General features: G+C 59.9%; 26 protein-coding genes and 1 pseudogene. 9 read left to right on the top strand and 18 right to left on the bottom strand.

Annotated elements, in window-relative coordinates:
- Positions 1 to 85 precede the first annotated feature (85 nt).
- On the top strand, positions 86 to 955 hold the full coding sequence (locus tag CFII68_RS25175; RefSeq protein WP_018600430.1) for an NmrA family NAD(P)-binding protein: 870 nt from the start codon (positions 86 to 88) through the stop codon (positions 953 to 955).
- A 109-nt stretch (positions 956 to 1,064) separates the two neighbouring features.
- Here CFII68_RS25175 and CFII68_RS25180 read toward each other — a convergent pair whose 3' ends face one another.
- Together CFII68_RS25180 and CFII68_RS25185 are read right to left on the bottom strand one after the other, a co-directional pair.
- Entirely contained in the window at positions 1,065 to 1,679 is a 615-nt protein-coding gene (locus CFII68_RS25180) for a LysE family translocator (protein ID WP_018600428.1), read from the bottom strand.
- Positions 1,680 to 1,792: 113 nt separating this feature from the next.
- Entirely contained in the window at positions 1,793 to 2,575 is a 783-nt protein-coding gene (locus tag CFII68_RS25185; protein WP_018600426.1) for a helix-turn-helix domain-containing protein, read from the bottom strand.
- A 108-nt stretch (positions 2,576 to 2,683) separates the two neighbouring features.
- On the opposite strand from CFII68_RS25185, the gene CFII68_RS25190 reads away from it, so the two are divergent.
- A complete protein-coding gene (locus tag CFII68_RS25190) occupies positions 2,684 to 3,601 on the top strand; it encodes an amino acid metabolite efflux pump (protein WP_018600425.1) in 918 nt (305 codons plus the stop codon).
- Positions 3,602 to 3,650: 49 nt separating this feature from the next.
- Here CFII68_RS25190 and CFII68_RS25195 read toward each other — a convergent pair whose 3' ends face one another.
- A complete protein-coding gene (locus tag CFII68_RS25195) occupies positions 3,651 to 3,920 on the bottom strand; it encodes a YceK/YidQ family lipoprotein (protein ID WP_018600423.1) in 270 nt (89 codons plus the stop codon).
- Positions 3,921 to 4,374: 454 nt separating this feature from the next.
- On the opposite strand from CFII68_RS25195, the gene CFII68_RS25200 reads away from it, so the two are divergent.
- A complete protein-coding gene (locus CFII68_RS25200) occupies positions 4,375 to 5,589 on the top strand; it encodes a multidrug effflux MFS transporter (protein ID WP_018600421.1) in 1,215 nt (404 codons plus the stop codon).
- 14 nt (positions 5,590 to 5,603) lie between these two features.
- Here CFII68_RS25200 and CFII68_RS25205 read toward each other — a convergent pair whose 3' ends face one another.
- A complete protein-coding gene (locus CFII68_RS25205; protein ID WP_018600419.1) occupies positions 5,604 to 5,795 on the bottom strand; it encodes an alpha/beta fold hydrolase in 192 nt (63 codons plus the stop codon).
- A gap of 639 nt (positions 5,796 to 6,434) precedes the next feature.
- On the opposite strand from CFII68_RS25205, the gene CFII68_RS25210 reads away from it, so the two are divergent.
- The 4 genes and pseudogenes from CFII68_RS25210 (at position 6,435) to CFII68_RS25225 (ending at position 9,436) form a co-directional block, all read left to right on the top strand.
- Positions 6,435 to 7,904 (top strand): anthranilate synthase component I family protein, encoded by a 1,470-nt coding sequence (locus CFII68_RS25210; RefSeq protein ID WP_050585378.1) that lies wholly within the window; start codon positions 6,435 to 6,437, stop codon positions 7,902 to 7,904.
- Positions 7,901 to 8,485 carry an aminodeoxychorismate/anthranilate synthase component II gene (locus tag CFII68_RS25215; RefSeq protein ID WP_018600413.1) on the top strand — a complete coding sequence of 195 codons (585 nt, stop codon included), beginning with the start codon at positions 7,901 to 7,903 and terminating at the stop codon, positions 8,483 to 8,485. The genes CFII68_RS25210 and CFII68_RS25215 overlap by 4 nt, the downstream gene beginning before the upstream one ends.
- 107 nt (positions 8,486 to 8,592) lie before the next feature.
- Positions 8,593 to 8,757: pseudogene (locus CFII68_RS25220) on the top strand (LuxR family transcriptional regulator); the annotation flags it as partial.
- Between the two features lie 190 nt (positions 8,758 to 8,947).
- Positions 8,948 to 9,436 carry a hypothetical protein gene (locus CFII68_RS25225; protein WP_018600409.1) on the top strand — a complete coding sequence of 163 codons (489 nt, stop codon included), beginning with the start codon at positions 8,948 to 8,950 and terminating at the stop codon, positions 9,434 to 9,436.
- Positions 9,437 to 9,482: 46 nt separating this feature from the next.
- On the opposite strand, the gene CFII68_RS25230 is transcribed toward CFII68_RS25225, so the two are convergent.
- Both CFII68_RS25230 and CFII68_RS25235 read right to left on the bottom strand, forming a co-directional pair.
- The gene (locus CFII68_RS25230; protein ID WP_018600407.1) at positions 9,483 to 12,506 is read right to left on the bottom strand and encodes an EAL domain-containing protein; all 3,024 of its coding nucleotides are present in this window, start codon (positions 12,504 to 12,506) and stop codon (positions 9,483 to 9,485) included.
- The gene (locus tag CFII68_RS25235) at positions 12,494 to 13,513 is read right to left on the bottom strand and encodes a substrate-binding domain-containing protein (protein WP_033062334.1); all 1,020 of its coding nucleotides are present in this window, start codon (positions 13,511 to 13,513) and stop codon (positions 12,494 to 12,496) included. Before CFII68_RS25235 ends, CFII68_RS25230 begins: the two co-directional genes overlap by 13 nt.
- 634 nt (positions 13,514 to 14,147) lie before the next feature.
- Between CFII68_RS25235 and CFII68_RS25240 the strand changes: the two genes are divergently transcribed.
- Together CFII68_RS25240 and CFII68_RS25245 are read left to right on the top strand one after the other, a co-directional pair.
- Positions 14,148 to 14,387 carry a hypothetical protein gene (locus CFII68_RS25240; protein ID WP_018600403.1) on the top strand — a complete coding sequence of 80 codons (240 nt, stop codon included), beginning with the start codon at positions 14,148 to 14,150 and terminating at the stop codon, positions 14,385 to 14,387.
- 270 nt (positions 14,388 to 14,657) lie between these two features.
- Complete coding sequence (locus CFII68_RS25245) at positions 14,658 to 15,392, top strand: EthD domain-containing protein (protein WP_018600401.1); 735 nt, start codon at positions 14,658 to 14,660, stop codon at positions 15,390 to 15,392.
- 98 nt (positions 15,393 to 15,490) lie between these two features.
- Here CFII68_RS25245 and CFII68_RS25250 read toward each other — a convergent pair whose 3' ends face one another.
- The 12 genes from CFII68_RS25250 to CFII68_RS25300 all read right to left on the bottom strand — a co-directional run bounded on the left by CFII68_RS25250 (position 15,491) and on the right by CFII68_RS25300 (position 26,943).
- Positions 15,491 to 16,624: an FAD-dependent oxidoreductase gene (locus CFII68_RS25250; protein WP_018600399.1), complete on the bottom strand. Its 1,134-nt coding sequence runs from the start codon at positions 16,622 to 16,624 to the stop codon at positions 15,491 to 15,493.
- A gap of 252 nt (positions 16,625 to 16,876) precedes the next feature.
- Entirely contained in the window at positions 16,877 to 17,011 is a 135-nt protein-coding gene (locus CFII68_RS27805; protein WP_256211695.1) for a hypothetical protein, read from the bottom strand.
- Positions 17,008 to 18,477: an NAD-dependent succinate-semialdehyde dehydrogenase gene (locus CFII68_RS25255; protein ID WP_018600397.1), complete on the bottom strand. Its 1,470-nt coding sequence runs from the start codon at positions 18,475 to 18,477 to the stop codon at positions 17,008 to 17,010. The genes CFII68_RS27805 and CFII68_RS25255 overlap by 4 nt, the downstream gene beginning before the upstream one ends.
- Before the next feature lie 16 nt (positions 18,478 to 18,493).
- Complete coding sequence (locus CFII68_RS25260) at positions 18,494 to 19,510, bottom strand: dihydrodipicolinate synthase family protein (protein ID WP_018600395.1); 1,017 nt, start codon at positions 19,508 to 19,510, stop codon at positions 18,494 to 18,496.
- A gap of 28 nt (positions 19,511 to 19,538) precedes the next feature.
- On the bottom strand, positions 19,539 to 20,549 hold the full coding sequence (locus CFII68_RS25265; RefSeq protein WP_018600393.1) for an ornithine cyclodeaminase family protein: 1,011 nt from the start codon (positions 20,547 to 20,549) through the stop codon (positions 19,539 to 19,541).
- A gap of 99 nt (positions 20,550 to 20,648) precedes the next feature.
- The gene (locus CFII68_RS25270) at positions 20,649 to 21,563 is read right to left on the bottom strand and encodes a LysR family transcriptional regulator (RefSeq protein WP_018600391.1); all 915 of its coding nucleotides are present in this window, start codon (positions 21,561 to 21,563) and stop codon (positions 20,649 to 20,651) included.
- Positions 21,560 to 22,345 (bottom strand): cyclase family protein, encoded by a 786-nt coding sequence (locus tag CFII68_RS25275; protein ID WP_018600389.1) that lies wholly within the window; start codon positions 22,343 to 22,345, stop codon positions 21,560 to 21,562. The genes CFII68_RS25270 and CFII68_RS25275 overlap by 4 nt, the downstream gene beginning before the upstream one ends.
- On the bottom strand, positions 22,332 to 23,339 hold the full coding sequence (locus CFII68_RS25280; protein WP_018600387.1) for an NAD-dependent epimerase/dehydratase family protein: 1,008 nt from the start codon (positions 23,337 to 23,339) through the stop codon (positions 22,332 to 22,334). Before CFII68_RS25280 ends, CFII68_RS25275 begins: the two co-directional genes overlap by 14 nt.
- Positions 23,330 to 24,322: a fumarylacetoacetate hydrolase family protein gene (locus CFII68_RS25285; RefSeq protein ID WP_018600385.1), complete on the bottom strand. Its 993-nt coding sequence runs from the start codon at positions 24,320 to 24,322 to the stop codon at positions 23,330 to 23,332. Before CFII68_RS25285 ends, CFII68_RS25280 begins: the two co-directional genes overlap by 10 nt.
- Complete coding sequence (locus CFII68_RS25290; RefSeq protein ID WP_018600383.1) at positions 24,319 to 24,891, bottom strand: cupin domain-containing protein; 573 nt, start codon at positions 24,889 to 24,891, stop codon at positions 24,319 to 24,321. Before CFII68_RS25290 ends, CFII68_RS25285 begins: the two co-directional genes overlap by 4 nt.
- Before the next feature lie 64 nt (positions 24,892 to 24,955).
- A complete protein-coding gene (locus tag CFII68_RS25295; RefSeq protein WP_018600381.1) occupies positions 24,956 to 25,906 on the bottom strand; it encodes a PDR/VanB family oxidoreductase in 951 nt (316 codons plus the stop codon).
- Positions 25,906 to 26,943, bottom strand: a complete 1,038-nt coding sequence (locus CFII68_RS25300; RefSeq protein ID WP_018600379.1) for an aromatic ring-hydroxylating dioxygenase subunit alpha — start codon at positions 26,941 to 26,943, stop codon at positions 25,906 to 25,908. The genes CFII68_RS25295 and CFII68_RS25300 overlap by 1 nt, the downstream gene beginning before the upstream one ends.
- Between the last annotated feature and the right edge of the window lie 48 nt (positions 26,944 to 26,991).

Genomic DNA, 26,991 nt, shown 5'->3' with positions numbered 1-26,991 from the left:
ACGGAATATCGTTTGATCATCGCAACGGGCCGACAAGGCCGTAGCGGACTTTTCCGGCTACCCACCCTTTTGCAGGAGATTCAACATGAGCATTCTCGTTACCGGCGCCACGGGCACCATTGGTTCACTCATCATCCAGCGCCTCGCCGACGCAGGCGCCGACGTCAAAGCCCTCGTGCGCCAGCCTGGCAAGGGAACATTCCCGGCGGGCGTGACTGAAGTCGTTGCCGACCTCACCGATGTCCCTTCGCTGCGCGAGGCGCTGGTATCGGTGCGTACGCTGTTCCTGCTCAACGCCGTGACGCCCGACGAGGTGACACAAGCCCTCATCACCTTGAACCTCGCTCGCGAGGCTGGCATCGAGCGCATCGTCTACCTGTCGGTGATTCATGCCGACAAGTTCACCCACGTACCGCACTTCACCGGCAAGCATACGGTCGAGCGCATGATCGAAAGCCTCGACATGGCCGCAACCATCCTGCGTCCGGCTTACTTCATGCAAAACGAATTGATGGTCCAGCAGACAATTCAGAACTACTCGGTGTACCCGATGCCGATCGGCTCGAAGGGCGTCTCGATGATCGATGCCCGCGACATCGCCGACATCGCCGCTGCCGAGTTGCTGCGACGCGACAAGGCACCTTCGGCCCTGGACCGTGTAACCCTGGAGCTGGTCGGCCCACAAGCACTGACCGGTGCCGCCGCGGCGAAGATCTGGAGCTCCGCCCTGGGTCGCGAGATCGCCTACGGCGGTGACGATGTGGCCGCCTTCGAAGCACAATTGGCCGCGTACGGTCCCGCCTGGCTGGCTTATGACATGCGCCTGATGATGTCCGGTATCCAGACATTTGGCATGCAGGCTGCTGAAGGAACCGTGGAACGGCTGCAGGCGATCCTGGGGCGTCCGTTGCGCACCTACGAAGACTTCGTCCGCGAGGCTATCGCCGGGGTTTGAACCGCCGGGGCAGTACTGTCAGGTCATCCTCGTCCAGCGTTGGGCCTCGGTCAGCGGATGACCGACCTGGCGTGCAACGAGGAAGTCTTGCTCCAGCAACGGCTACTCGCTAAGCCAGCTGGCGAACCCCCAGAGACAAAATCAAACCACCACACAGTCGATCAATTGCTTTTTTCCTCCCTTGATAGGCGCAAGCAATCCTCGGCTGTGAAAGCGCAATGGCGACCATTCCATACCAGGCAATTGAAACCACCACCACAACTGCCAGCATCGACAAAAACGTGCCTGGCGACACGTGGGCGGGCGCCGCTGCTGAAAAAACAGCGGCATAGAAAGCCATGGACTTGGGGTTGCCAATGTTGGTGACCAGCCCCTGAATAAAGGACTGGCGGCAACTACCGGCGACGGCATCATTCAGCGGGCCAGGCGCATTCCTCCCCGCGTTGATCAGCAGTCGGAATCCGAACCACATCAGGTAGGCTGCGCCCAGAACCTTTACAACCAGCGCAGCCCAAGGGAGCGCAGCAAATACAACCCCGAGACCCGCAATCGCACAGGTGGACCAGAACAGGTTGACCAGCACGATTCCCGCCACCAAGGCCAACGCTTCAGAGCGCGTAGCAGCCACCGCCTTATGGACCACCGCGACGAAATTCGGTCCAGGAATCACGACACCAGCCAGGTAGACCAAAAAAACTGTCAAGACAGCGGAACCGTCGATCATGTGCGTCCCTCGCGAGATCTGTAGGCGGTGATCGTCACCAAAACAAGAGTTTTACACAACACCTACAGATCCGGGGCTTTTTACACACTCGGGGGATTGAAAGCGTTGGAGCCCTAAGCCTGCCGCACCGGGAAGTAGCGACTGGGGACTTCCCCCAGCAGCTGTTTGAAAACCGTTGTGAACGCACTTGAACTGCTATAACCCAACGCCATGGCGACCTCGGTGACCGGCTGACCTTTCCCCAGACGAACGATCGCTTCGAGCAGGCAGGCTTGCTGTCGCCATTGGAGATAACTGATTCCGGTGTGCAGTCGAAAATGGCGGGTAAACGTCCGGCGACTCATCCCCGCACGGCAGGCCATATCGTCGATACCAACCTCCAGCGAAGGCTGGGTCAGAAACTCGCGACAGACCATCGCAAGGCGTGGTTCTGCCGGCAACGGGGCATTGAGCGAAAGCGCAGGCATGCTGGCGATCTCATGGAGTAGCAGCCCCATCAAATGCCCATCACGTCCCTGGATGGCATATCGCGCGGGGACATCGATTGCTTTGACCAGCAATTGCCGCAACAACGGCGACACGTCCAATACCTGACACTGCCCCGGCAACCCCAGCCGCTGGGCCGCTTGTTTGCGGATATAGGTGTTGTGCAGGGTAACGGGGCCACGCATCTGCATGGAGTGGGCGAGTTGCGCCGGAACCCATATACCGCGTTGGGGCGGAACGACCCAGTTGCCGTCATCGGTAAACACGGTGATGACCCCGCTTGCGGCATAAGCGAACTGACCACGTGGATGGTGATGCATTGGGAACAGCGTTGCGTCTGCGTAGCCACGTTCGGTCACGACGGCATCGCGCGGTGTGTTCTGGTAGGTATGTAGGGTGGTTTCTCGCATGGCCCGATTCTAATGAATATTGGCCTGTGACTGAAAGCAGGCCAGGTCAATTGCTTGCATATTCTTCACGCACGAACACTTCCGTTCTGCGCTGGAGAAAGACTGACAATGCAAAAGAAGCATCTATTACTCGCCATTCTGGTGACGGCCGTCTGGGGGTTGAATTTCCCCGTGACAAAACTCGGACTTGCCGGCATTGATCCGCTGCTGTTGACTGCGTTGCGTTTCGCGCTGGCCGCCTTGCCTTGGGTATTTTTCGTGGAGCGTCCACGCGTTGCCTTCCGATGGCTGGCCGCCTACGGGCTGATTTTTGGCGTGGCCATGTGGGCGTTGATCAACCAGGGAATTGCCATGGGGGTGCCACCCGGTACAGCGTCGCTGCTGATCCAGTGCAGTGCATTCTTCACTCTGGGCTGGGGTGTACTTTTCTTTGGCGAACGCCTGGGGCAGCCTCAACGGATTGGCAGCCTGCTGGCAGCCATAGGGTTGGGAGGGATCGTACTGTGCAGCCCTGGCGACTCGTCGAAGGCCGGTTTCGCACTCGTCATTGGCAGCGCAATGGCGTGGAGCATCGGCAACGTGATCATCAAAGTATCGAAGGTGCGTGAGGTCTTCGCTTTCGTGGTGTGGGCCAGCTTGTTTGCACCCATCCCGCTCTTGCTGTTGACGTGGCTGTTGCATGGCTCAGCGCCCTTCAACGCACTCCCTTCGCAGCTCAATGCAACGACGTTGCTTTCGCTCGCGTTCCAGGTCTACGCCGCGACGCATTTCAGTTACTGGGGATGGAACCTGCTATTGCGTGAATACCCACTGTCACGCGTAGCGCCGTTGTCACTGCTGATCCCGGTGTTTGGCATCTTCAGTTCAATGGCGATCCTCGGCCAATACCCAAGCCCCTCTGATTGGGGGCTGATCTTGCTGATTCTACTGGCGATTGCCTTGAGCTCAGGACAATTACAGGTGCTGCGTTGCGCCATCGTACGTGTTGATTGGACGAGGATGAAACGGCAGAAAGCAGGCGATTAATGCGGTCGGCCGCCTTGGGTTTTGGATTCAAGCCGTCGAGGCACTACCACTACTCCTCGGCAGGCCTCATATGAAAAATCGTATAAGGCAGGATCAGCGTATCGGCGACGATACTGAAAGGAAGATCAACGATTGCAAAAGGTGCCAGAGCACGCGCGTATACGTCGTTGTCGTTCGTCGAAGCCTTGATGATCTCGATATCGGTCGCCGCACCGCAGTAAGGATGGCGGCCGCAGAGCTGTCCCATGCCAAAGGTTTCGTTGGCCGTGGCGCATCCACCCAGCAACGCCATCGCCAAAGCCATTACTACGATCCGCATGACGCGCCCTCCCCCAGGAAAGGCCGGACTGTAGCATCAAAGCCGCCCCAACGGCTCGGCGCTCAAGGCAAGGCCCCAGCAGGGTCGCGAACCACTCGATGAACACCCCGAGCGCGGCTGCACCGATAGGAACGTTGTGGTGACTGTATTCAGACGGCCGTTTAGGGCATCGTTCGATCCGGACCTACCTGATACCGAGGTCACGACGCTTGAAAAGCGTCGATCTCACACCTTTCCCATCCGCTCTACCTCGCCCCCCACTTATTGGCAACAGTGAATCCTGCCTGCGCACGCCAGATATTTAACTTGACGCAAGAGATTACGATCATCATATTCATGAAAATATTATGAGCGTCATGTGCAAGCCTACGTCACGGCGCCGAGATCGCGAACCACAGTCTTGGCGTTTGGCAATCAACGTCTTTGCCCGCCAACCAAACACAGGAGAGGCTGTATGGAAGCCAGAACTTCATTGGCAATTGCCGCTACGCAACCGCACGCCTCCACCCAACCATTGACCGGCAAAGTCGTGGCGCTGCTTGCAGGCCTGGCGGCGATCAGCATGCTGTCTACCAACATCATTCTCCCGGCGTTTGCGGATATCGGCGAAGACCTGGGCGTGACCGCGCGCGAGCTCGGCCTGACGCTGTCCAGCTTCTTCATCACATTCGCCTTGGGCCAGTTGGTGGTCGGGCCACTGGCCGACCGCTACGGGCGGCAGAAACTGGTGCTCGGCGGCCTCTCAGTGTTCGTGGTCGGCACCGTCATCGCCGGCCTTGCCACCACCCTTGATGTGCTGATCGCCGGACGCGTCGTCCAGGCGTTGGGCGTGTGCGCAGCCTCGGTGCTGTCGCGTGCCATCGCACGGGATCTGTTTGAAGGCGAGACGCTCGCCCGGGCCCTGTCGCTGACGATGATCGCCACCGCCGCGGCGCCGGGTTTTTCGCCGCTGGCCGGCAGCGTCCTGTCCGTCACACTCGGCTGGCGTGCCATCTTCATCCTGGTGGGGCTGGCCGCCGTGGTACTGGCCTTTTTCTACGTGCGCGACCTCGGAGAAACCCATCCCGCCGATCGCCGGGCGCCGCACTCGGCCAAGAGCGTGGTGCTCGCCTATGGCAGATTGGCGCTGGATAAGCGCTTCATCCTCCCAGCCCTTTCAATGAGCCTGCTGATGAGCGGCCTGTTCGCCTCCTTCGCGGCGGCGCCCGCCATCCTGATGCAAGGTATCGGCCTGACCTCGTTGCAGACCGGCCTGTATTTTGCCGCGACGGTATTCGTCGTGTTCGCAGCCGGCATGGCGGCCCCGCGCCTGGCGCATCGTTATGGCGCGCGGATCATCACGCTCGCGGGCATTGCCTGCGCCATGATCGGCGGCGGCCTGCTTCTGGTGGGTCCAGCCGCACCTGGTCTTGGGTGGTATGCCCTCTCGATGATCACCTTCCTGTGGGGCATGGGCCTGGCCAATCCGCTCGGCACGGCAATCACCATGGGCCCTTTCGGCAAAGAAGCCGGGATGGCCTCCGCGCTGCTGGGGTTTCTCTCCATGGGTGCGGCTGCGCTGACCACCTGGCTGGCCTCCGTCTTGAGCTTCGCGCCGGTCACGACGCTGGGTGGGATTCAGACGACGGCCTGCCTGGTGGCGCTGGTGTTGTTTCTCTTGCGGGGGTAGAAGAATGAATCGTCCTAAACCCTGGACGTCGCAATGAACCGTGTGATGACCGCCACCACCTCGGCGCCCCGTTCAAGATAGGGCACATGCCCGCAGTCCTCGATGAACTCGCCGCGTGCATCGGGGAGTTGCTGGAGCAGGTTATCCAGGGTCGCCGGCAGGAACACCACAGGCCGAACCCCAGCAGACCACCATTTCAATGGCATGACAGTTATCCCTTCTGAAATTGAATGGGCCGCAGGACAGAACTTATAAATACCCAGCTGCGCTATCTCGCAGTTGTGCGCGCACGAGCTTCTTGTTAAAAGCACGCGCGGTTACATACGCGCAGGGATAGCTCTTCGCCTCGTCGACATTCAAAAGTGAATGAAAGATTAATATTCCCTCAGCAGTTGACAGCCCCAGGGCTCGCTGATAATTTCGCCGCACTGCCCATTATTCCCGCAGTGCTTAGCCAAGACTGGGATGTCTAAAAATGTACTATCACCTTTCTGCTATCAGTTCCTCCCACAGCTATCCCGACAGCTGTTCCCGGGCCATTCTGGCCATCTTCAAAAGCAATACCTGGCGTCGCTAATCTAGCGAAGACCGGAGCCTGTCTGCTGCCTGCCAGCAACGTCCTGATCTTTCCCCTCTGAAATCGAAGGCGCTCGCGCCTTGTGCCCTGCGCAACCATTGGCTGCAATCCATTGCAAGCTTTTTAGTGCGTGCGACATGAACAGCGTCCGCCCCGTCTATTCAGAATATCCGTCAACACGTATTTAAAGTGCCTGCGCGCTTTATATTCCCGTGGTGCTCTCTTAATCGAGCGCCTGAATCGTTACACCTTGAATATGGTATTAACCGTGAATAAAAATCTAATTGGCGTGAATGTTCTTCGCCGCGAAGAACGTCGACCTACGGATGCACTTCGCATATATGAAAATGCACTGGAACAACTGGGTCGTGAGTCTGTTTTCATTCTTGAATCACTGTCCGGCCCAAGCCGTGATCGCCGGGCGACGATCGTCGGGCTCGAACCGCTTTTCGAAGTGTGTATCAATGAGGGCCAGGCCCAACTGCGAGGCTGCGCCGCCCTGTGTGAACATTTGTCCGCCAGCCTGCGGCAAGCGGGCATGCAGGTCGACCAGGAACACAAGATCCATCTGCCCGACAGCGAGGCGGCGTGGAACCTTCTCCGGGCTATCCAGGCAACGTTCCAGCCTGCGTCCAATGCCCCTTCCAGCCTGGCCTTCTTCGGCTATTTCGCCTACGACTGCGTTCGCCTGATCGAGCGACTTCCCGATCTGGCCAAACAGACCTACGACTACCCGCTCATTGCCCTGTCGGTCTATCAGACCCTGGTTTATTTCCACAGCAATGGCATCGTCGAAACCCTGATCAACAACCACGATCTCTGGTCGCCCCGTACGTTGGAGGACTACCCCTTCCTGAGCACACCCCCGGCAGCCGAGGCGCTGGCTCCGCTACCCTACCCCGAGGCCTTCGAGGAAGAGCGCACGGTGACCCCGGAGCAATTCGTCGAGCGTGTCGAAGTGGCGATGGAGCACATCCGCGCCGGCGACGTCTACCAGATCCAGCTCGGCCATGAGATTCGCATCCGCTCGCAGGTTTCGCCGTTCGATGTGTACCAGAACCTGCGCCTGCGCAACCCTTCCCCCTACATGTACCTGGCCCACGTAGGCGGCATCGACCTGATCGGCGCCAGCCCCGAGCTGTTCGTCAGGATCAAGGACGACTTGATCGAGATGCGCCCGATCGCCGGCACCGTGGGCAAGAAGCCTGGCGTCGATCCGACTCAGTTGGTCCTGGAGCTGACCCGCTCCGAGAAGGAGCGCGCCGAACACCTGATGCTCATCGACCTGTGTCGCAACGATATCGGTCGCGTGTGCCAAGCCGGCTCCCTGGAGGTCGATGAGTTCATGCTGGTGGAAGAGTACTCGCACCTCTACCACATGGTGTCGAACGTTCGCGGCTTGCTGCGCCCGGGCCTGGATGCCTACGACGTGATCAAGGCCTCGTTCCCCGCGGGCACCATGTCCGGCGCACCCAAGGTCAGCGCGATGGAGCTGATCGAGGGGATGGAAAGCAACCGCCGGGGCATTTATGCCGGGGCCCTTGGCCTGGTCGGTTTCGATGGCAGCGTCAACACCGCATTGTGCATTCGCTCGACGGTCTTCGACGAGGGCACGTACCACTTGCGTGCATCCGCCGGAGTGGTAGCCGATTCGGTGCCAGCGCTTGAGTGGAAAGAGACGCTGTACAAGATGGGTTCCGTCTATCGGGCAGTGACCGGCCAGGAGATCGCACTGTGAAAGTATTCTTGATCGACGCCTATGACAGCTTCGTCTTCATCATCAGCCAGTACCTGGAACAACTGGGGCTGGAAACCCACGTCGAGCGTCACGACGTACCGGATCTCATCCAGCGCATTGAAGCGTTCTCGCCGGATTTCTGCGTGCTGGGCCCTGGGCCTGGGCATCCGGCGGATGTGGGCTACATCGAAGTGATCAAGCACTTTCAGGGGCGCCTGCCGCTGTTGGGTGTGTGCCTGGGTCACCAGGCCATCGGCCTGGCCTTCGGTGCCCAGGTTTGCCGGGCCCCACACGTGATGCACGGCAAGGTGAGCACGATCGAGAACGACGGCAGGGGCGTCTATGACCACACCCAGGCACATGCGATTCGGGCGACCCGTTACCACTCGTTGATGATCAGCGAGCAGCCGTTACCCGACTGCCTGGAGATCACGTCCAGATCCACGGACGACGGCTATGTCATGGGCGTACGCCATCGCCACCTGCCGGTGGAGGGCGTGCAGTTCCACCCTGAAAGCATCCTCACCGAAAACGGCCTGGACCTGTTCCGCAGTTTCATCCGGTGTCACGTGCACAAGTGATCCACCCGGAAGGGGCATGCGCCCCTTCTTTCCCCGTGCTGCGACTGCTTCATTCCTGCTACAACTAGAGCGATCCGTTTATGGACAAACACCACTCCCCCGCCTGCGTCAGCCACATCCCTACCTGTTCCGAACGCACGATCGACTTCCACCTGCTCAATGCCAGACGCAAGCTGGATTCGGTAAGCCGCCAGCAGGCCGTCGGTGCTGCGGTGGCCTGTGGGCTGGTCATGCCGACCGTTATCTCGCCGACTTACCGGTGCCAGAAATGAGCACAAAAGTGGTTTCTACGACAGTCCATCCTCAGGGATAACCTGATGGCATATTCAAGTCAGCAATGGCAAGCTCCCGACCTGCCGCGCAGGCCCGTGTACAGCCGCGCAGCACGTTCATTCCCGAAGCCTGCAGCCCTTGACCTCGGGTATCCTTCACCTGTTATTCAACTGAAACAAGGATGTCGGCATGAAAATCTCTCTTGGTCTCGTCGCCCTGGCCGGGTGTCTGTCCACCTTTACTGTTTCGGCCGCTGGCCCGAGCCATAGCGACTTGTTCAAGGCCCTGGCGCAGTGCCAGGCCAATGCGCAGCAGGTGGGCGAGTTCAACGACCTGGTTGACGCCGAGCAACTGACGCTCTCCAAGGATGAAGCGCACAGCCCGTGGGGCGGTGGCGCCTGGCAAGCCACCCCGGCGTTGACGGTGCACGGCGTGTCGTCGACCACTCTGGTGATGACCGACCGCTTCAGCTTCTTTCTCCAGGCCAAAAGCAGCAGCCCGAAGGCCGATGCAGAAAAGCTCGCCAGCACCCTGAAATTGAAAAAGACCCTGGATACCGACGGCTACGTTGACTATCAGCGCAGCCTCGGTAACGGCGCTAGCCTGCGAGTGGTCTCCACGGAAGACAAGGACAGCGATCTCTACGTGGGTTGCAGCTATGAGCAGGATGCTTCCTGAGATCCGGTGATACCCTCTCCCCCGGAAATACAGAAAGGCAGAATCATCAATGCCCGGACATTGGACCGCTCGGGTGTTTTACATCGCGTTTTTTTTGCCTGACCGAACCTGGACTGGCAAGGCGGCTTGGTTCAGACACTCCGGACGTACGCAGCAACCGGCTGATTTCCTGCGCGCTGACCGCCTTGCTGAAAAAATGCCCCTGAATTTCATCGCAGCCGTTTTCACGCAGGAAGGTTTGCTGCTCCTCGGTTTCGACACCTTCGGCAATGACCTTGAGGTTCAGCTTGTGCCCCAACGAAATCACGGCGGTGGCGATGGCTTTGTCGTTCTCGTTGTTGGGTAGATCACGCACGAAAGACTGGTCGATCTTGAGCCTCGCGATCGGGAAGCTTTTCAATGCGGCGAGGCTGGAATAGCCGGTGCCGAAGTCGTCGATCGAAAGGCTGATCCCCATGGCTTGCAGGGCCTTCATTTTGCTGATGGCTTGCTGAAGGTCTTGCATGATCAGGCTTTCGGTCAGCTCCAGCTCAAAGTACATCGGGTCCAGCCCGGTTTCCTGCAAGGCATGCATGATCCGGTCGATCAGGTCCCTTTCGATGAACTGGCGAGCCGAGATGTTCACCGACATGGTGATCGGCGGCCAGCCGGCATCCTGCCACGCCTTGTTCTGTCTGCAGGCGGTATGAATCACCCAGTCGCCGATGGGCACGATCAGCCCGGTCTCTTCGGCCTGGGGAATGAATTTGATGGGAGAGACCATGCCGAGTTCGGGATGCTGCCAGCGAATCAATGCCTCCACGCCGATGATCTGACCTGACCGTAAATCCACTTGTGGCTGGTACAACAGCAGGAACTCGTCATTGTTGAGTGCGCTTCGCAGCCCGTCTTGCATGGCGAGCTTGCCCTGGACCTTGTTATTCATCTCGCTCGTATAGAACTGGAAGCTGTTGCGCCCCAGCTCCTTGGCCCGGTACATGGCGGCGTCCGCATTGCTGAGCAACGTGTCGGTGTCGGTGCCATCGGTAGGGTACGTGGCCAACCCCATGCTGCAGGTGACGTGGAGCGTATGGCCGCTGAGTTGAATCGGCCGCAGGATGGCTTCCTGGATTTTGTGCAGGACGGGCGTCACGCCGTCCAGGTCCGAGGGCTGGTCGAACAGGATGATCACAAACTCGTCGCCGCCCAGTCGCACCACGGTGTCGGTACGCCGTACACACCCCAGCATGCGCTGGGCGACGGTTTTCAGCAGTTCGTCCCCGGCACTGTGCCCAAGGCTGTCATTCACCAGTTTGAATTTGTCCAGGTCGAGAAACACCACTGTCACCAGCCGGTTGTAGCGCTGGGCATAGAGCATCGCCTGCTTGAGGCGGTCTTCAAGCAGCGTACGATTCGGCAGCCCGGTCAGGGCGTCATGGTCGCCCATAAAGCGAATGCGCTTTTCGGTCTGTTGGCGTTCTATCGCAATGCCGGCGAGCGGTGTGGCCATGTCGATCAGTTTCGTCTCGGCCGCGCTGGGGCTGCGCACGGTGTTGGCATACAAGGCAAACGTACCCAAGACCTTTCGCTCATGGGACAGGATCGGTGTCGACCAGCAGGCGCGAAACCCATAGGGCGCAACGAGTGAACGGTACGCTTCCCATAGCGGATCCAGCTCGATGTCCGTGACGATGACCGGCTCTCGTCGATACGCCGAGGTACCACATGAACCGACGTTCGGACCGATCTCAATTCCGTCGATGAGCTGGCAATAGGCTTTCGGCAAACTGGGTGCAGCACCGTGCAGCAGATGCTTGCCCTCCTCATCCAGCAGCAGGATGGAGACCTTCATGCCCTCCAGTTGGGACTCGACCAGGTGCGCCAGGCTATCGAGCACTTCTGCAAGCTCGGTGCTCCTGGCGATCAGTTCCAGGACATGACCTTGTCCGGCACGGACGATGGCTTCTTGCTCCAATCGGTTGTTTTGCACGGCGAGCCGTTCTGTGGCGATACTTAATTGAACCGTTCTTTTCTCCAGCTGAAGCCGGTCTTCGAGAAATTGGTTCACCGCGCGCGCCATGTTGCCGATCTCGTCCTTCCCATGGTCGGCCATCATCAAATGCGTTTTGTCCGTGTGTTCCTGACGCAATTGCCGGCTTATTTCATTCAGGCGCACGAGCACATGACGGCCCATGAACACCCGGGTCACGAACCAGGCGAACACCAGGCTGGCGCCCAACATGATCAGCACCCATTGCTGGCTGCGATTCGAGGCCTCGACCAGGCGCTGCACGGCTTCGCGATAGTCTTCGGTGTAGGCGTTCGATTGCGTACGGGCCACCGAAACCAGGACCTCGGCCTCGTTCTTGAGTTGCTCATTGAAGCGCTGCAAGACGTTGTGTTGATTGATGAGCGTCTGGCGCAAGGAGAAGAGATCCGACGTCTGCACATCAACATCGGATAACGTGTCAGCGGTACGTGGCAGGCGCTCATATCGGGCCCGCAGCCGTTGCACGGCCTCACTGTCAACCGCCTGCGGCAGATCGAAAAGCAGCACCGCCAGCTCCAGGCTGGCCCGGGTCTGGGTCGCCGTCAATCGGGCGGTGCGATCCTCCAGGGCCTGCGCGAAGGTGACCTCGGTTTGCAGCAGGCTTTCTCGCAGCTGCGCAACGATGTTGGCGGTATTGCGGAACATCTGACTCGACTGATGCATGTCGAGTATCGCCACGCCACTGTTCGCGGCAGTCAGTTGCTGCACCCGTTGATCGAGGGCTTCAAGCTGTTCGACGGTTGCCGCATAGCTTGAACGCAGGATGTCCGGGGAACGGGTTGTCAGAAGCTGGTCAGTCTGGCGCTCGATCAACAAGGTGCGCTGCACCATGTCTTGCCCATTTTGCATGCGGACCAGTCGTTCATCCGTCAGCTGGCGAGTGGCGCTATTAGAGGTGCGCAACGCGTAGACCGCCGTGGCGGCGCCTGCCAGGATCAGCAGCGCCAACGTCAGGAACGCCAGAGTGAATTGTGCGCGCAGCGATTGTGGCAATAGCTGGCGTCCAAACCGGGAAGTCATATCCAACGTCAGGGATTCCATTGGTGGCGATAGATGTCTCGATAGCCATTGTCAGGATCGTACTGGAATTTTTTCCCGCCATCGAAGGCGATATTGTCGGCATTGACCAAGTGAATCGGCGCGACGAAGCCGCTCACTGGCTGACCTGCAAACAGCCGGTTCAATTCATCCATCACTTGCCAGCCATGCTGGTTGAGCGGCTCGGCCACAGTAACGGTCTGGTAGGTTTTTGCCTGTATGCGCAAGAAAGCCGAAGCGCTGCCGTCACCGGCAGACAGCAGGTTGATGCCGTCACTGGGTATGGCGGCGCTGGTCAGCGAGGCAATCGAGTAGTCGAAATAGATGTCGTTGATGGCCAGCGTGTGGGTCCAGCGTTTGCCATAGCGCTGAAGCAGCTCCTTGGTGATCGCCGGCATCTTCTCGCCACTTTCGGAAATCGCCACATCGCGCACCTCCAGCAACGTACATTCTCGACAGCCCCGAATGACGTCCTCCATGACCTTGGCTTTCGCCATGGCAATGCTGTACTTGGAGTCAGTCAGGATGACCACGCCGGCGCGTCCGCTTGACTGTGCCACTGCCGCCATGGCCGTGAGGCGCGCCACTTCAAGCGGGTCGGTCGTGACGTTCATCGCCACCGGTGTGCCATCAATCGGCCCCGGGCGTGCCCCAGCGTGCCAGCCAACCACCGGTACCTCCTTGTTGGCGAAGAGCAGCAGCTGCGCCTTGTTCTCAAGGGCATCGGAGCCACACAGGATAAGGCCGTCGGGCTTCGCTGCCAGGGCATCGGAAAAGGCCTTTGCGCGCCCGGCCGATGAGCCGGCGCCATCGTATATCTTCAGCGTCCAGCCCAACGCGCTGGCGGCCTCCCGGGCGCCCTGCGCGACACCGACAATGCCGCCGTTACGCAAATCTTCTGCGACAAGCGCGATGCTCTTGCCCCGCTGGGCTTGCGGGCCGGATACAGGGCCGCTCCAACGAACGGCACCGAGGGTGGCCTTGGAAACGATTTCCTGCGCTTGCATCACCGTGACCGTGGTGTTTTCGAGCCCCGCTGCGGTTGACAGGTCCTGGCTGTATGCAGAAGTTGCCATGAAAAGACAGGAAACCGTTATTGAAGCCATCCGGAGTAACGAGGATCTTGGAAACCCGGACCCAATCGAACAGGTTCGATCACCGCATGTGATGCCGTGTCTGGGGCCGGTGGCGCGATCAAAGTCAGGCATGACGTCCCTTTTTGCCAAGAATGCAGTGTTCCGAAAGGATAGTCGGTTCTGCTGCCATCAGGTTCTTTGTGGGTAAAGGGAATTTCCAGCGGGAGCGAGCCCGTTCCCACAGGTTTCGTTTCTTAACTGAGCGGCATTTTCCTTTATCCCACCCTTTTCCTTTTTAACGCCTGAATATCGGTGCCTGCAGGCTATCCCGAACGGCTCCTCAAAGCGTCCATTTCAGCCCGCATGACGCCAACTTATTGGCACAAAAAGCGATCAAATAAAAATAAATTAATACAGTGACAATTTCCCGACGCACGGTACCCATGTGCCATTGCTGGGGGTTCAAATCGAAGCTCATCATCCGCAGGCAACCCCCGCAAAACGTTCAGGCCGCCGACCTGGACTACAGGAAGTAATCAATCGCATCACTCAATGGAGCGACACCGAGATGATGACTGTCTATTTTGTTGTGATGACGATCTGCAGTGGCTTCGAAGGCTGTGTCGATGAACGACAACCAGGGCCAACCTTTGCTTCCAAGGCAATGTGCATGGAGACGGCCAGAGTCATGGCGCCGCGCAAAGGGGTGAAGTTCAAGTGTCGCAAAGAACGTACGTTGGTGGTCGAGACACCGCCAGCAGAAAATTACGGCAAAATTGTCTCCACCAAGACCGCAGGCCAGCCTTAGCAATATGTTTTTTTCGCCGGACGGGTCAGGCAGTGGAAGGTGCCGAGGCTTATCCTCAGAGCATTGGCAGAGGCCTCAGCCAGGTAAAGACGCATCAAGCATGTTCTTACGTGATACCTGCTAGCAGAAACCCTGATTGGTTTGGAGGACAACGTTGGTCTTATCTTGTTTCTAAAACATCACCACGGTGAATACCGCCTGCAAAAGCGCATTCGATGTTTAGAAAGATAAGACCAATGCCATCAACCCCAACCAGACGCGAGTGCCCTCATGATTAAAATGCTAGCTGCCGTACGCCGCAAACCCGGCATGACGCATGCTGAGTTCTTGAACTATATAGAACACCAGCATGGAGAAATCGCCCGGGCTAAACCTTTAGGCGTCAAACGATACGTGCAAAATCATGTCATCGACTCAGCTTTCGGCGTTGACTCTGATAACGCCTACACACAAACATTTCACCGGGACTCCGTCACGGAATTATTTTTTGATGACATGTCAGGTTTGATTCACACCTTCAGCGATCCCTATACCCAACAAACTGTTGGGCCTGATGCAAAAAACTTCGCCGACCTGTCAAAACAGGCCGCTCAGCTGATGGATGAAGTCGAGATTTCCAATGCCGGTGCCGCCCCCTCCAAATGGAAGGCGATCGTCTTCCTGAAGAAGAACCCAACCGTGCAACTGGAGGCCTTTTTCACCGCCTGGGATTCAGCTCACGACACGGTTGCCAATCAATACCCGGACTTCCAAAAGGTGCTACGTCGGCACACTCGCTCCAGATACCTTCCCGAGGGTGACCGAGTAACGTCCTATTTCGGGCCAGACATCGCGGTATACGAAGGCACTTCCAGCCTGTGGTTTGAAAATGAAGCCGATCTTTCTGTTTTTCGTCAGTATCAGCGAGCACTGTTCCAGCAGCTGTCTGACGAAGGAGTCGTGCTGGCGTCGGAATCTTTTTTCGTATACGTCAAGGAGGTCGTCATTTTCGATCTGGGCCAGTAAACATTTAATGAGTTAATTAACTGCATCAAGTCCACTGCCCCTCTTCGAACTGGATGCTGAAGTGATTCAAGGGCATCCAGCCGAAGGGACTGAATCACTCAGATAGGTTCAGCCAACGTAGCAGTGGACTCTCGCATGATCTGGGCATGCTCATCCTTGTCACCCGCACTTTTTTCTATCTCGCACAGCCGTGCAGAGTTCTCGACCACCAGTTGGCAACGCTCCCAACGCCGCGCTTCGAACCGGCTCAGGGCAGCCTGTAGATCGTTATCGGCGAACAGTTCCTCAGCAAGCACGATGGCACTCTCGATACCAATCCCGGCCCCGGAAGCCAGATGGGGCGTGGTGGCATGCACCGTGTCCCCGATCATCACGACGCGGCCCTTATGCCAAGGCAACGGCACCAACAAATTGGCCAGCGGACGGTAGTCGATATTGGCACCCGGTTCGAACAGTTGCGGCACAAGCGCTTGCAGGATCGGGGCGGGGAACTCACCCAGCAGACGCGCCATTTCGCCTGGCCAACTGGCCGGATCGATCCACTCGGAAAACTCGCGGTTTTCCATGAGGAACATGTACATATGCGTTTCAGAAATCGGATTGACGCCGACCTTGGTGCGCCCCAGCCAATGACTGGGCCGTACGATTTCCTGCGGACGCTTCAACACCGCGCGCCAGACACTCTGGTGAATGGGTTTTGGCGAGGGCGCCTCCGGGAAAAACTCCTTTCGCATCCGCGAATGCACACCGTCGGCGGCGATGACCAGGTCGTAGCGCCCGGAGGTGCCGTCAGTGAAAGACACTTCAACGCCATCGGCATGCTCGATGAGGCTGTCAAACGTTATGCCCAGGCGCACGTGGGTGCCCACTTCCCGCGTTTTGTCGGCAAAAATGCGAGCCAGCACCGGGCGCAGGATGCCGCCGCCGCAGGGAATCGGTTTGTCGCTGACCGGCGGTCGAAGCGCCAACTGCACGATCAGTTCGCCAACCGGTGAAAACACATCGAAATTGGTCGACAGATACCCTTCTGCGGCCACCCGTTCAAGAATCCCCACCGTATCAAGCGCTCGCAACGTCGGCCCACTGAGCGTAATACCGGCCCCCAGGGGACACCACAGAGGATCTATCTCGACCAGGTCCACTTCGACGCCCTCGCGGGCGAGCTGGATAGCCGCGGTCATACCGGAGAATCCGCCTCCGATCACCAGGACCTTTTTGACTGCTGCGATCATCACGCTCTCCTAATTATTCTTATTTCAATCGGGCTGACATTGCATGGCGCACCGACGGGCTCTGCAGCGCGATCGACTCAATGCCGCAGACTCATGAGGTTCCGACCGAAATGCCGGATCAACGACGAGACTATCGAATTGGCTATCAGCGCTGAAATCGCTTTCCACAATCCGAGGTATCGCTACAGGAGATGGGTTGCTGAACACCCGCAGTCCCCCTGTGGGAGCGAGCCTGCTCGCGATCGAGGAGAGTCAGTTGGCGGTGATGTTGGATGTGCCGACGCCTTCGCGAGCAAGCACGCTCCCACAGGCTTTTGTGTTGTTTCCAGGTGCGGTGAACACCCACAAACCCATGTGGAAGCGAGCTTGCTCGCGATAGCGGTTCACACGCTTTCCAGGCCATCCCAGCAGAGGTATTTCACCTCAAGGAACTCGTCGATCCCCAGGTGAGATCCCTCTCGCCCCAGACCGCTCTGCTTCACGCCGCCGAAAGGGGCGACTTCATTTGAAATCAAGCCGCAGTTGATACCCACCATGCCCGACTCGATGCGAGCCGCATTGCGCCAGATCCGGGCCGCGTCACGGCTGTACAGATACGCCGCCAAGCCAAACTCGCTGTCATTGGCCATGGCAATGGCTTCGTCATCACTGTCGAAGCGCACCAGTGGCATGACCGGGCCGAAGATCTCTTCGCGAGCGACCCGCATTTCATGAGTCACATCAGCCAACAAGGTGGGCTGGAAGAAACACCCACCCAGCGCATGAGGCTTGCCGCCGGACAGCAGTCGAGCACCTTGCGCCAGCGCATCATCAACAAGGGCCTGGGATTTTCGTACCGCTGCGTCATCGATCAACGGCCCGACCTGTACACCCGGCTCCAGGCCATTGCCCACCGTCAAGCGTGCCATGCGCTCGAGGATGCGCTCGGCCAGTGCGTCATAGATCCCTGCCTGCACCAGCACCCGGTTCGCGCCGATGCAGGACTGCCCGCCATTGCGAAACTTGGCCAACATCACCCCGTCGGCTGCCGCATCAAGATCAGCATCGTCGAAGACAATGAACGGCGCGTTGCCGCCCAGCTCCATGGAGCATTTCTTGACCGTCTGCGCCGCTTGCGCCAACAGCAACCGGCCCACTTCCGTGGACCCGGTGAAGGTGAGTTTGCGCACCAACGGGTTGGCCGTGAGTTCACCGGCAATGTCGCGGGTGTCACTCCCCGTGATCACACTGAACACACCAGCCGGCACACCCGCGCGCTGCGCAAGTTCAGCGAGGGCCAGGGCGGTCATGGGCGTCTGGCTGGCCGGTTTCACGACCATCGTGCAGCCCGCCGCCAGCGCCGGAGCGGCCTTGCGCGTGATCATGGCCGCGGGGAAATTCCACGGTGTGATCGCAGCGCAAACGCCGATGGGTTCGCGCAGTACCACAATGCGCTGCGTGTCCTTAACGCCGGGAATCAAATCACCACGCACCCGCGTGGCTTCTTCGGAAAACCAGCGCACAAACGACGCAGCGTAATCGACCTCGCCCCGCGCCTCCTCCAGCGGCTTGCCCTCCTCCAGGGTAATCAGCGTGGCGATATCCTCACGATGTTCCACCATCAACTCATACCAACGGCGCAACACCTCGCCCCGGCGTTTAGCCGTCAAGCGTCGCCATGGGCCAAAGGCCGCATGCGCTGCATCGATGGCGTGCCGGACTTCAGTTTCGCGGCAGCGTGGCAACTCGGCCAGCACCGCTTGATCCACCGGATTACGCAGCGTGTACCGACCGTGCGGCGTCTCGTTCAACCACTCGCCGGCGATGTAGGCACCGGTGCGCCACAGCGTCGGATCCTTAAGTAAATGCTTCACTTTGCAATCCTCTTAATCAGCAAGGGTGACGCCCGATCATGAACGCGCTATCCGGGTCCGACGTCACCGGCAGGCCCGCCGCAACCAGCCCTTGGCGCAAAGACTTCATGAGGCGATCCGGCACGCGCATCGCCGGGGCACGCAGCGGGCCGCCGTTGAAGCCGGCGAGCCAGTCCTGGTACTTCCACATCGTGCGATTGAGCACCCCGGTGCCGCCGGCATAGCTTTGCGCGGCGGCGCCATTGGCACTGCGTGCCGGGTTGACCTTCCAATACAGCTCCATCGCTTCTTCGAAGCGACCCGTGCGGGCCAGTTCGAAGGCTTTCGGGTAGTAGTCGCTCATCCAGGCGGTGTTGCTGGTGCCGGAAAACTGCAGTTTCATCAGGCTCATCAACGGGATTGCGTCAGCTTCGATCGGGCAACTGATCACCACCTGATCACGGAAGTGGTAGTACATCTCGCAAATGCCCGCTGGCAACGGAAACCCTTGCTCGGACTTGATGGCGGCGATATTCGGGCAATCGGCCAGAAGACGACGGACCAACTCCAACGACATACCCGCCGGATGCACGCGCTCAAAGCCCCAGAGCGGAATCGGGAAGAGCATGACAGCCAGGTCCGTGGCATCGCAGAACGACTTGGTGTAGTCGTAGATTTCCTGCTCGCTGATGGGCCAGAACTGCGGTGGATAGGAGAGCAGCACGATGTCGGCACCGGCATTCTCAGCGAGTTTCACCGCCTCAATGTTCTCGGCAAGCGTGCCAAAAGCCGCATGGAAGAACAGGATCAGGTCTTTCCCCGACTCACGCGCCCAGGCGGTGAATTGAGCGTTTTCCTGGGCAGAGATCGCCAGTTCACTGCACAGCAACGTGCTGCTGTAACCCAGTCCAACCGTATGCTCGATGTCGTGGCGTATGCCACGCTCATTGAGACGCTTCAGATCAGCACTGAAGCTTGGGATGGTGACAGCCGAGCAGCCCACCAGGTTTTCACGGGCCCAGGCGCGGGCATCAGCTTTCTTGTAAGTGGCCATGATGATTTTCCTTCGAACAGTGGAGGGGTTATTTCGAGACAGGGACAATGCTGGCAGGCAGCTCGATGCCGAGGCCTTGTTGCCTGGCGCGCTCGTACAACGCTTGTGCGATGACGACATCCTGCAGCGCCGAGCCAACCGATTTGTAGAGAACGATGTCGCTTTCTTTCTGGCGCGGATTGACGCGACCCGCGACCAGATCCGACAGCGCGACCAGTTTGTCGGCGACATAAACACCGGCACTGATCGCAGCAATGGCGTCGCCGGTATCGTGAAGTACCTCTTGCGGCATATCCGCGACGATGCAGACGGCTCGCTCCATCGTGACCGGGTCAACCTCCCGTTGCTCAGGCAAGGTGGAACCCAACGACACGACCGTCACGCCTGCGCAAAGCCATGCCCCTTGCAACACCGCAGACTCGTCACGACTGCGTGCGGCACAAATCACCACATCGCAGTCCTGCACGGCTTCTTGCGCAGTGTTCACCGCTTGGATATCCAGCCCCGGCCTGAAGCTTTCGGCAAACCGCTCACGGCTCGCGGGCGTTGGACTGAACACCCGGACACGGGCGACATCGCGCACGGCCTTGAGGCAGTCAAGCGCGCCACGCGCTTCAAACCCGGCACCAATCACGCCCACCCGCAGTGCTCGTTGAGGCGCCAGCAGATCAACCGCCAGCGCAGCGGTTGCAGCGGTGCGCAAGCCCGTCACCCGATTGCCGTCGATCAGGGCACTGAGCGCCATGGTTTGCTGGTCGAACAATGCAATCAGGTAGCTGGCGCAGCGCGCCCGCATGGACGCCGCGATCAACTTGCAGCCCATTTGGCCGCCAGCGGGAGGTACAGCAGTCAAACTGCGCAGCCAGATACCGTCGCCGCGGGCCATGGAGCGAGGCGGCACCATGGCATCCGTCGTGGGGCAGGCATACGCCTGCGCGAGCGCGGCAACGGCTGTGCTCCAGTCGGCGAGCGAGGCGACATCGGCGTCGCTGAGAAAAAGCGTCGGGGTAATGACTTGGGGCTCTTGGGCATGATGCATAGCGCTAACCTCGCAATCGGGTATCAATCATTGATTGACTGACACCCTACGAGGGGCGCCCCCCACCGGATACTGCTGGGGATCGAAAGCAGCTATCGCTCAAATCGATGGCATGGACAGATTGCAAATCAGCCGTCGCACTTCACGGGAAGCACGGGTCAAGGGGCGACGGGGCGACTCGACCAGCACGACAAAGCGCTCCAGCACGGGCTCGATAATGCGCGATGAAATCAGTCGTTGATCCAGCGAGCCCGGCAGCACAGAGGCAATCGCATAACCTCCGCCTGCCGCGACGACTTCGTACTGGAGCTGGACGGAGTCGGCTTCCACGGCAACGCACAACTCCACGCACTGTTCGGCGGCCAGATGATCGAGCCTGGCCCTTAACAGATGGGGACGCCCCGGGACTACCAGTGGCAATCCGGATAGCCGCTTTAACGCAATGTCTCGCTCGGCAAAGAGGGGATCGCTGGCTGGCCCTATCAAATGCAGCGCCAGCCTGGCCAGTAAATACGCCTCGCCGATACTGGCTTCGTTCTCGCGCAGGACCAGCGCCATATCCAGACGACCATCCTGCAACTGCTCTTCGAGTTGCGCACTCGCGCCCTCGATCAGGTGCAATCTCACACCCGGCATCTGTGCTTGTACCGCCGCGAAAAGCGTACCGGCAAACCGCCGGACCGCCGAAGGCAGCATCCCTACGACCACCTCCCCCACCGGTTTTCCACGCCGGGTACGAATGTCATCGGCCAGGCCTTCGGCGTCCGCGAGAAGACTCGATACGCAAGGTAGCAACTGCTCTCCAAACTCAGTCAGGAGCACCCCACGGCCGGTACGATGAAACAGCCGCTCGCCACATTGCGATTCGAGCTGAGCAATGTTTCGACTGACCATGGACTGCGGCATATCCAGTAAAACAGCCGCTTTACTGAGACTTCCAGCCGCCGCGACCCGCACAAACAATGTCCAGCGAGGATCGACAATCGTCAAAGCAGCGTCCGCAGTCACGCTCATTCCTCGAAAATCGCTACGGCACGGACGAAACCGGCCGAAGCGTGCCTGATCTTGTAGGGGAAACAGGACACCTGGAAACCATGGGCTGGCAGGCACTCCAGGTTGGCCAGTTTCTCCATTTGGCCGTAGCCGATGTCACGTCCGGCCTTGTGCCCTTCCCAGATGATCGAGGCGTCGCCCGTGGCGGCGAAGCGTTCGCGCGTGTACTTGAACGGCGCGTCCCAGCTCCAGGCATCGGTACCAACCACGCGCACGCCGCGCTCGAGCAGATACAACGTGGCTTCGCGACCGATGCCAACCCCGGCATCCAGATACCCTGGCTGGCCAAACAGCGCCCCGGCGCGGGTGTTGACCAGGACAATGTCCAACGGCTGGAGGACGTGTTCGATGCGCGTCAGCTCAGCCTGCACTTCGGCGGCGCTGACCACATGACCATCCGGCAAATGACGAAAGTCCAGCTTCACGCCCGGTTGCAGGCACCAGTCCAGCGGCAGTTCGTCGATGCCGAAAGCCGGCTTGCCACCGTCCGTGGTCGAGGCGTAGTGCCAAGGGGCGTCCATATGCGTACCGCTGTGCGTCGTGATCTGCAGGCGCTCAGCCGCCCAGGACTCGTCGCCGGGCAGTTGCGCCTTGGACAGGCCGGGAAACATCGCGGCCATCTCCGGCCAGCCTTGCTGATGGTCCATATAGTCGATTTTCGGCAGCAACGGCGGTGGATCGGTGTAGGGGTTGTTATCCAGGGTAACGGACAGGTCCACCAGGCGGCGTTTAGTTGATTGCATTTTCGCTCACTCCAAGCGCCACCCGCCCACGCGCACGACGCGTCGGGGTAGCCGTGTTCAAGCTGTTACGAATCAAGGCGGCTGCCGAGCCGTCATGGCGAAAGCCAAGGGCGCGGGCCAGAGGGGTTTTCATCGCTGGGAAATTGCCGAACAACGCTTGCAGCCCAGCATCCGGAGCGAAGCTGATCAACCCGCGACGTTCCTGGCCATAGGCCGCGGCCAAGGCATCGATGACCTGGGCAATGGACAGGTGCAACAGCGGCAATTGCCAGACGCGTGACTCACCGAGCTCGGCAGCCGGCAGTTCGGCGGCCCGTAGCAGGTTATCCACGCAACACCGCACGGACATCCACCATGCCTGCGCCTGCGGTGAGACCGGGCAGCAATATGGCTGGCCGTCGGCGAAGGCGTGCAGCAGGTCGCTCATGAACGCCGAACGCAGTCCATTGGGTTCACGTGGACGCGCGACAATGCCGGGCAGGCGCACGGCACGACCGTCCACCTCGCCTCGTCGGGCAAGGTCGTTGAGCGCCATTTCCACCATCACCTTGTGCGCGCCGTAACTCAACTGCGGGCTCGGCACCGCACGCTCATCCATGCGGGCCGGCAGGTCGCCGCCGTACACCGCCACGCTGCTGGCATACACCAGCACCGGCCGGCCCGGCTGTTCGCGCAACTGGTCAAGCAATTCCAAGCTTGCCAACAGGTTGACCTGATAGCCCAGCCAATAGTGCTGCTCCGCCGCGCCACCCGGGACGCTGACCAAGTGAAAAACCACATCAATGCCATCGGCCAACGCGCGGCGCAATAACGCGGCGTCGGTCACACTGCCGCAATGCCGGCGCAGGCGCTTATCGTCAGCAAAGCCCACCAACTCTTTATCCAGCAGAATCAATGCACTGATCGTCCGGCCTTGTAACTCATTGGTTTCGAGCAATCGTTTCACCAGCGCCCGGCCGACAAAACCATTGGCCCCGGTAATCATCACGCGCATGGGAGGCCTCCACGCACGACACGCTGGTCTATCGCTCCGAAGACCGACTGCCCTTGTGAGTCGAAGACTTCCATGCGCACGCGATCACCGAAGCGCATGAAGGGTGTCTGTGGCGCGCCCTGCTCGATCATCTCCACGGCACGACGTTCGGCGATGCAGGCAGCGCCAACCGTGGGATCGGCATTGGAGACGGTGCCGGAACCGATCAGGCAGCCCGCCCTGAGGCGCCGGGTCAATGCCGCGTGGGCAATCAACTGATGAAAACCGAAATGCATGGCGCCGCCATGGGCATGGCCAAACCACTTGCCATTCCATTCAACCTTCAGCGGCAAGTGCACACGCCCATCGCGCCAGGCCTCGCCCAACTCGTCGGGGGTGATCGCCACCGGGGCAAAACTGGACGAGGATTTGGCCTGGATAAAGCCGAAGCCGGTCTTCATTTCACGGGGGGCGAGCGCACGCAGGCTGACATCGTTGACTTGCACGATGAGTCGAATATGGTCGACGGCGTCTTGCGCCGAGCAGCCCATAGGGACCTCATCGACCAACACCGCGAATTCACCTTCGAAATCGATACCATGGGTTTCACTGGGCAGCACGATGTCGTCGTGGGCCCCCAGGAAGTCATCGCCACAGCCTTGATACATCAGGGGCGTGTGTTCAACGCCTTCGATCGGGTCAAGCCCGAAAGCCTTCTGCATCCGCTCGCCATGACTGAGGAAAGACGAGGCATCCAGCCACTGCCAGGCGCGCGGCAAGGGTGCGGCGGCTTGCTGCGGATCAAAGGCGAAGGCACCGCTCAGCGCGCCTTCATTCAAGGCGTCATACCGGGCGCGCAAATCGGTTTCGACGCTCGGCCATTGCTCAATGGCATCCTGCAGCGTCGCGGCAATATCGCTGGCATCCACCGCCCAGGCCAGGTCGCGGGACACCACCAGCAGGCAACCGTCACGGTTGTGATTCTTGAGGGTACTGAGCTTCATGCCTGTTCTCCTTGCAGCCCGGGTGCGAAGCGGCCATCGAGCAGCACGAAGAGCATGCGGGCCATCTGCTCGGTGCGATTGCTCCAGGCGTGGTTGGTGCCGCGCTGCACGACGATGTCACCGCGTTTGAGATACACCTCTTCGCCATCGAGCACCAGCCAGACCTCCCCCTCCGTGACCACGCCGTAATCGAGGGTTTCGGTGCGGTGCATCAGCTTGTGCTTGGAGTCAGCCTGCCCCGTGCCGGCATGGGCCTGGCCTATTTCGGCGAAGGCCGCCGCCGCATCCTCGGCGCTGACCTGGTTCTGCACGCTGTCAGGCGGAATATCCACCACGCGGATGACACTGCCCAGCGGTGCCGGGCTCAACTGAAGCGGTTTGCAGGTGGGGTCGTCGCCGTTATCCAGCGCGGCCGGGCTGGCGCCACTGTTCCAGATCTCATGGAAGACCGTGCCGGGTACGGCCTTGAGCGCGAAGCTGTTGGGCGTCGGGCCGCTGAGCGCGACCACCGCCTGGCCCTGGGCATCGTGCCCGGTGACCACGCGTTTGAAACCAGGAAGTTGTTGCATGTTCGACTCCTCAATCAGTTGGCGAAGCGCGGCAGCGGGTAAAAATGGATGCATGGAAAAAACCTTAAAGATCGAGCACCAGCCGCGCGCTCCTGGCACGCGAGCAACACGGCGTGAACTGGTCGTTGCGGGCTCGCTCGGCATCGGTCAAAAACATGTCTCGGTGGTCCGGCTCGCCTTCCAGCACGCGCGTGAGGCAGGTGCCACAGATGCCCTGCTCGCAGGACAACGGAATATCGATCCCCGCCTCCAGCAGCACCTGGGCAACGCTGAGCGCGGCCGGCACCTGGAGACACTGTCCCGTGCTGGCCAGTTGCACCTCGAAGCTGCCCGGCTCGCCCGTCGGGACAGCGGCGGTAAAGTACTCACGGTGCAATTGAGCCTCGTCCCAGCCCTGCTCGCGCGCCGTGCCGAGCACGTGCTCCATGAAGCCAGTAGGGCCACAGACGTACAGGTGGCGGTCACTCGCCAGCGCGGACAAGACCCGAGCGCTGTCCAGACGCTGAGCATCCTCACCATCGTCCACATGAACGTGCACGCAATGGGCAAACGCCGAATGGCGGATGTACTCGATAAAGGCCATGCGCCCGGCCGAGCGACCGCAATAGTGCAGCTCGAAAGGCGCGCCGATCCGCGCCAGGCGCTCGGCCATGCAGAGGATCGGCGTAATGCCGATACCGCCTGCGAACAGCACGCTGTACCCGGCCGCATGCTCCAGCGGGAACAGGTTGCGTGGTTCGCTGATGCGCAGCCGACTACCTTCGTGCACGTGTTCGTGCATGGCCTGCGAACCGCCGCGAGACGCCGGGTCGAGCAACACGCCCAGCAGGTAGCGGTGGCGTTCTTCGGGGTGATTGCACAGCGAGTACTGGCGCACCAGGCCATTGGGCAGGTGCACGTCGATATGCGAGCCGGCGCTGAAAGCAGGCAGGATGGAATGCTCGGCCGGGGCCAGTTCAAAGCTGTAGATACCTTCGGCTTCGAGGCGTTTGCGGGTCACGATGACATCGATCATCACTGGCTACCCATCGGCTGTTCAGCGGCGATCAACCGACGCAGAACACGTCGGCAACGCACAGCCCCAGCATCGACTGGCAGCAGCACCGGGTTAAGGCCAAGCAGCTCAACCTCGCCAATCTGACGCTGTTGAGCCTCGACCATGGGCTTGTCTTCACCGGCAAAAATACCGATCAACATGTCCTGGACGAAGGCATTCAGCTGGGCATTGTCCTGCTCGAAACTGCGCGTGTTGGCAAAGAAGTAATGGGTATTGGTCGCGTCCTGCGGTGTCATCAGATGCAGGTTCCACGTGACGGGCCCCTCTTCCCTGGGGCGCCCTGGAGGCGTGGCACCACTGCCCAGCAGCATCAGGCCAGGTGCATGCCAGATGACCTCGGCCCAGACGTCTGCCCGGCTCGGATCTTCCAGGTGAGCGCCAAAAGCCGGTGGCGGCACATCATCAGGCGCCCACCAACTGATGCGCACGCGATCGTTGGGCAGCTCCTCGATAGTGGCGCGCGTGCGGGATAACGCTCCGCCACCGAGCGTATCGGGGTGCAGGAAATCAACGTGGCTCAAGTCCATGATGTTGTCGGCCAGCAGCTCGTAGTGCGCGCGCGTAGGCAAATACCCATGGCCCTTGGCATCGGTTGGCGCCTGCTCGAAGAAGGAAAAATCAGGGATCAGCGCATCGTTGGCCAGGTTCGGATCGCCAGGCCAGACCCAGATCGCACCATGGCGCTCAGCGACCGCGAACGCGCGGACACAGGCGGCCTTGGGGATACTCCCATCGCCATGGGGGTTGTGCGTACATTGACCGCTGCCATCGAAACGCAGGCCGTGGTACGGGCACTGGACGCTATCGCCGACAATCTTGCCCATGTGCAGCGGGGCAAAACGGTGCGGGCAACGATCGACGAGCGCCTGGATCGCCCCCTGGCTATTGCGAAAGAACACGATGGGTTGCTCGACGATGGTTCTGCCCAGCATGCCTCCTTGCGCCAGCTCGTCTGCCCATCCAGCGATGTACCAGGTGTTGAGCAAATAACTCATGATGTTCTCCTCGTTTTTCTTATTTTGATGACACGTCGAATGGACAGA

The sequence above is a fragment of the Pseudomonas sp. CFII68 genome, from assembly GCF_000416195.1.
Classification (GTDB): Bacteria; Pseudomonadota; Gammaproteobacteria; order Pseudomonadales; family Pseudomonadaceae; genus Aquipseudomonas; species Aquipseudomonas kilonensis.
This window is presented reverse-complemented; position numbering and strand designations above follow the sequence as displayed.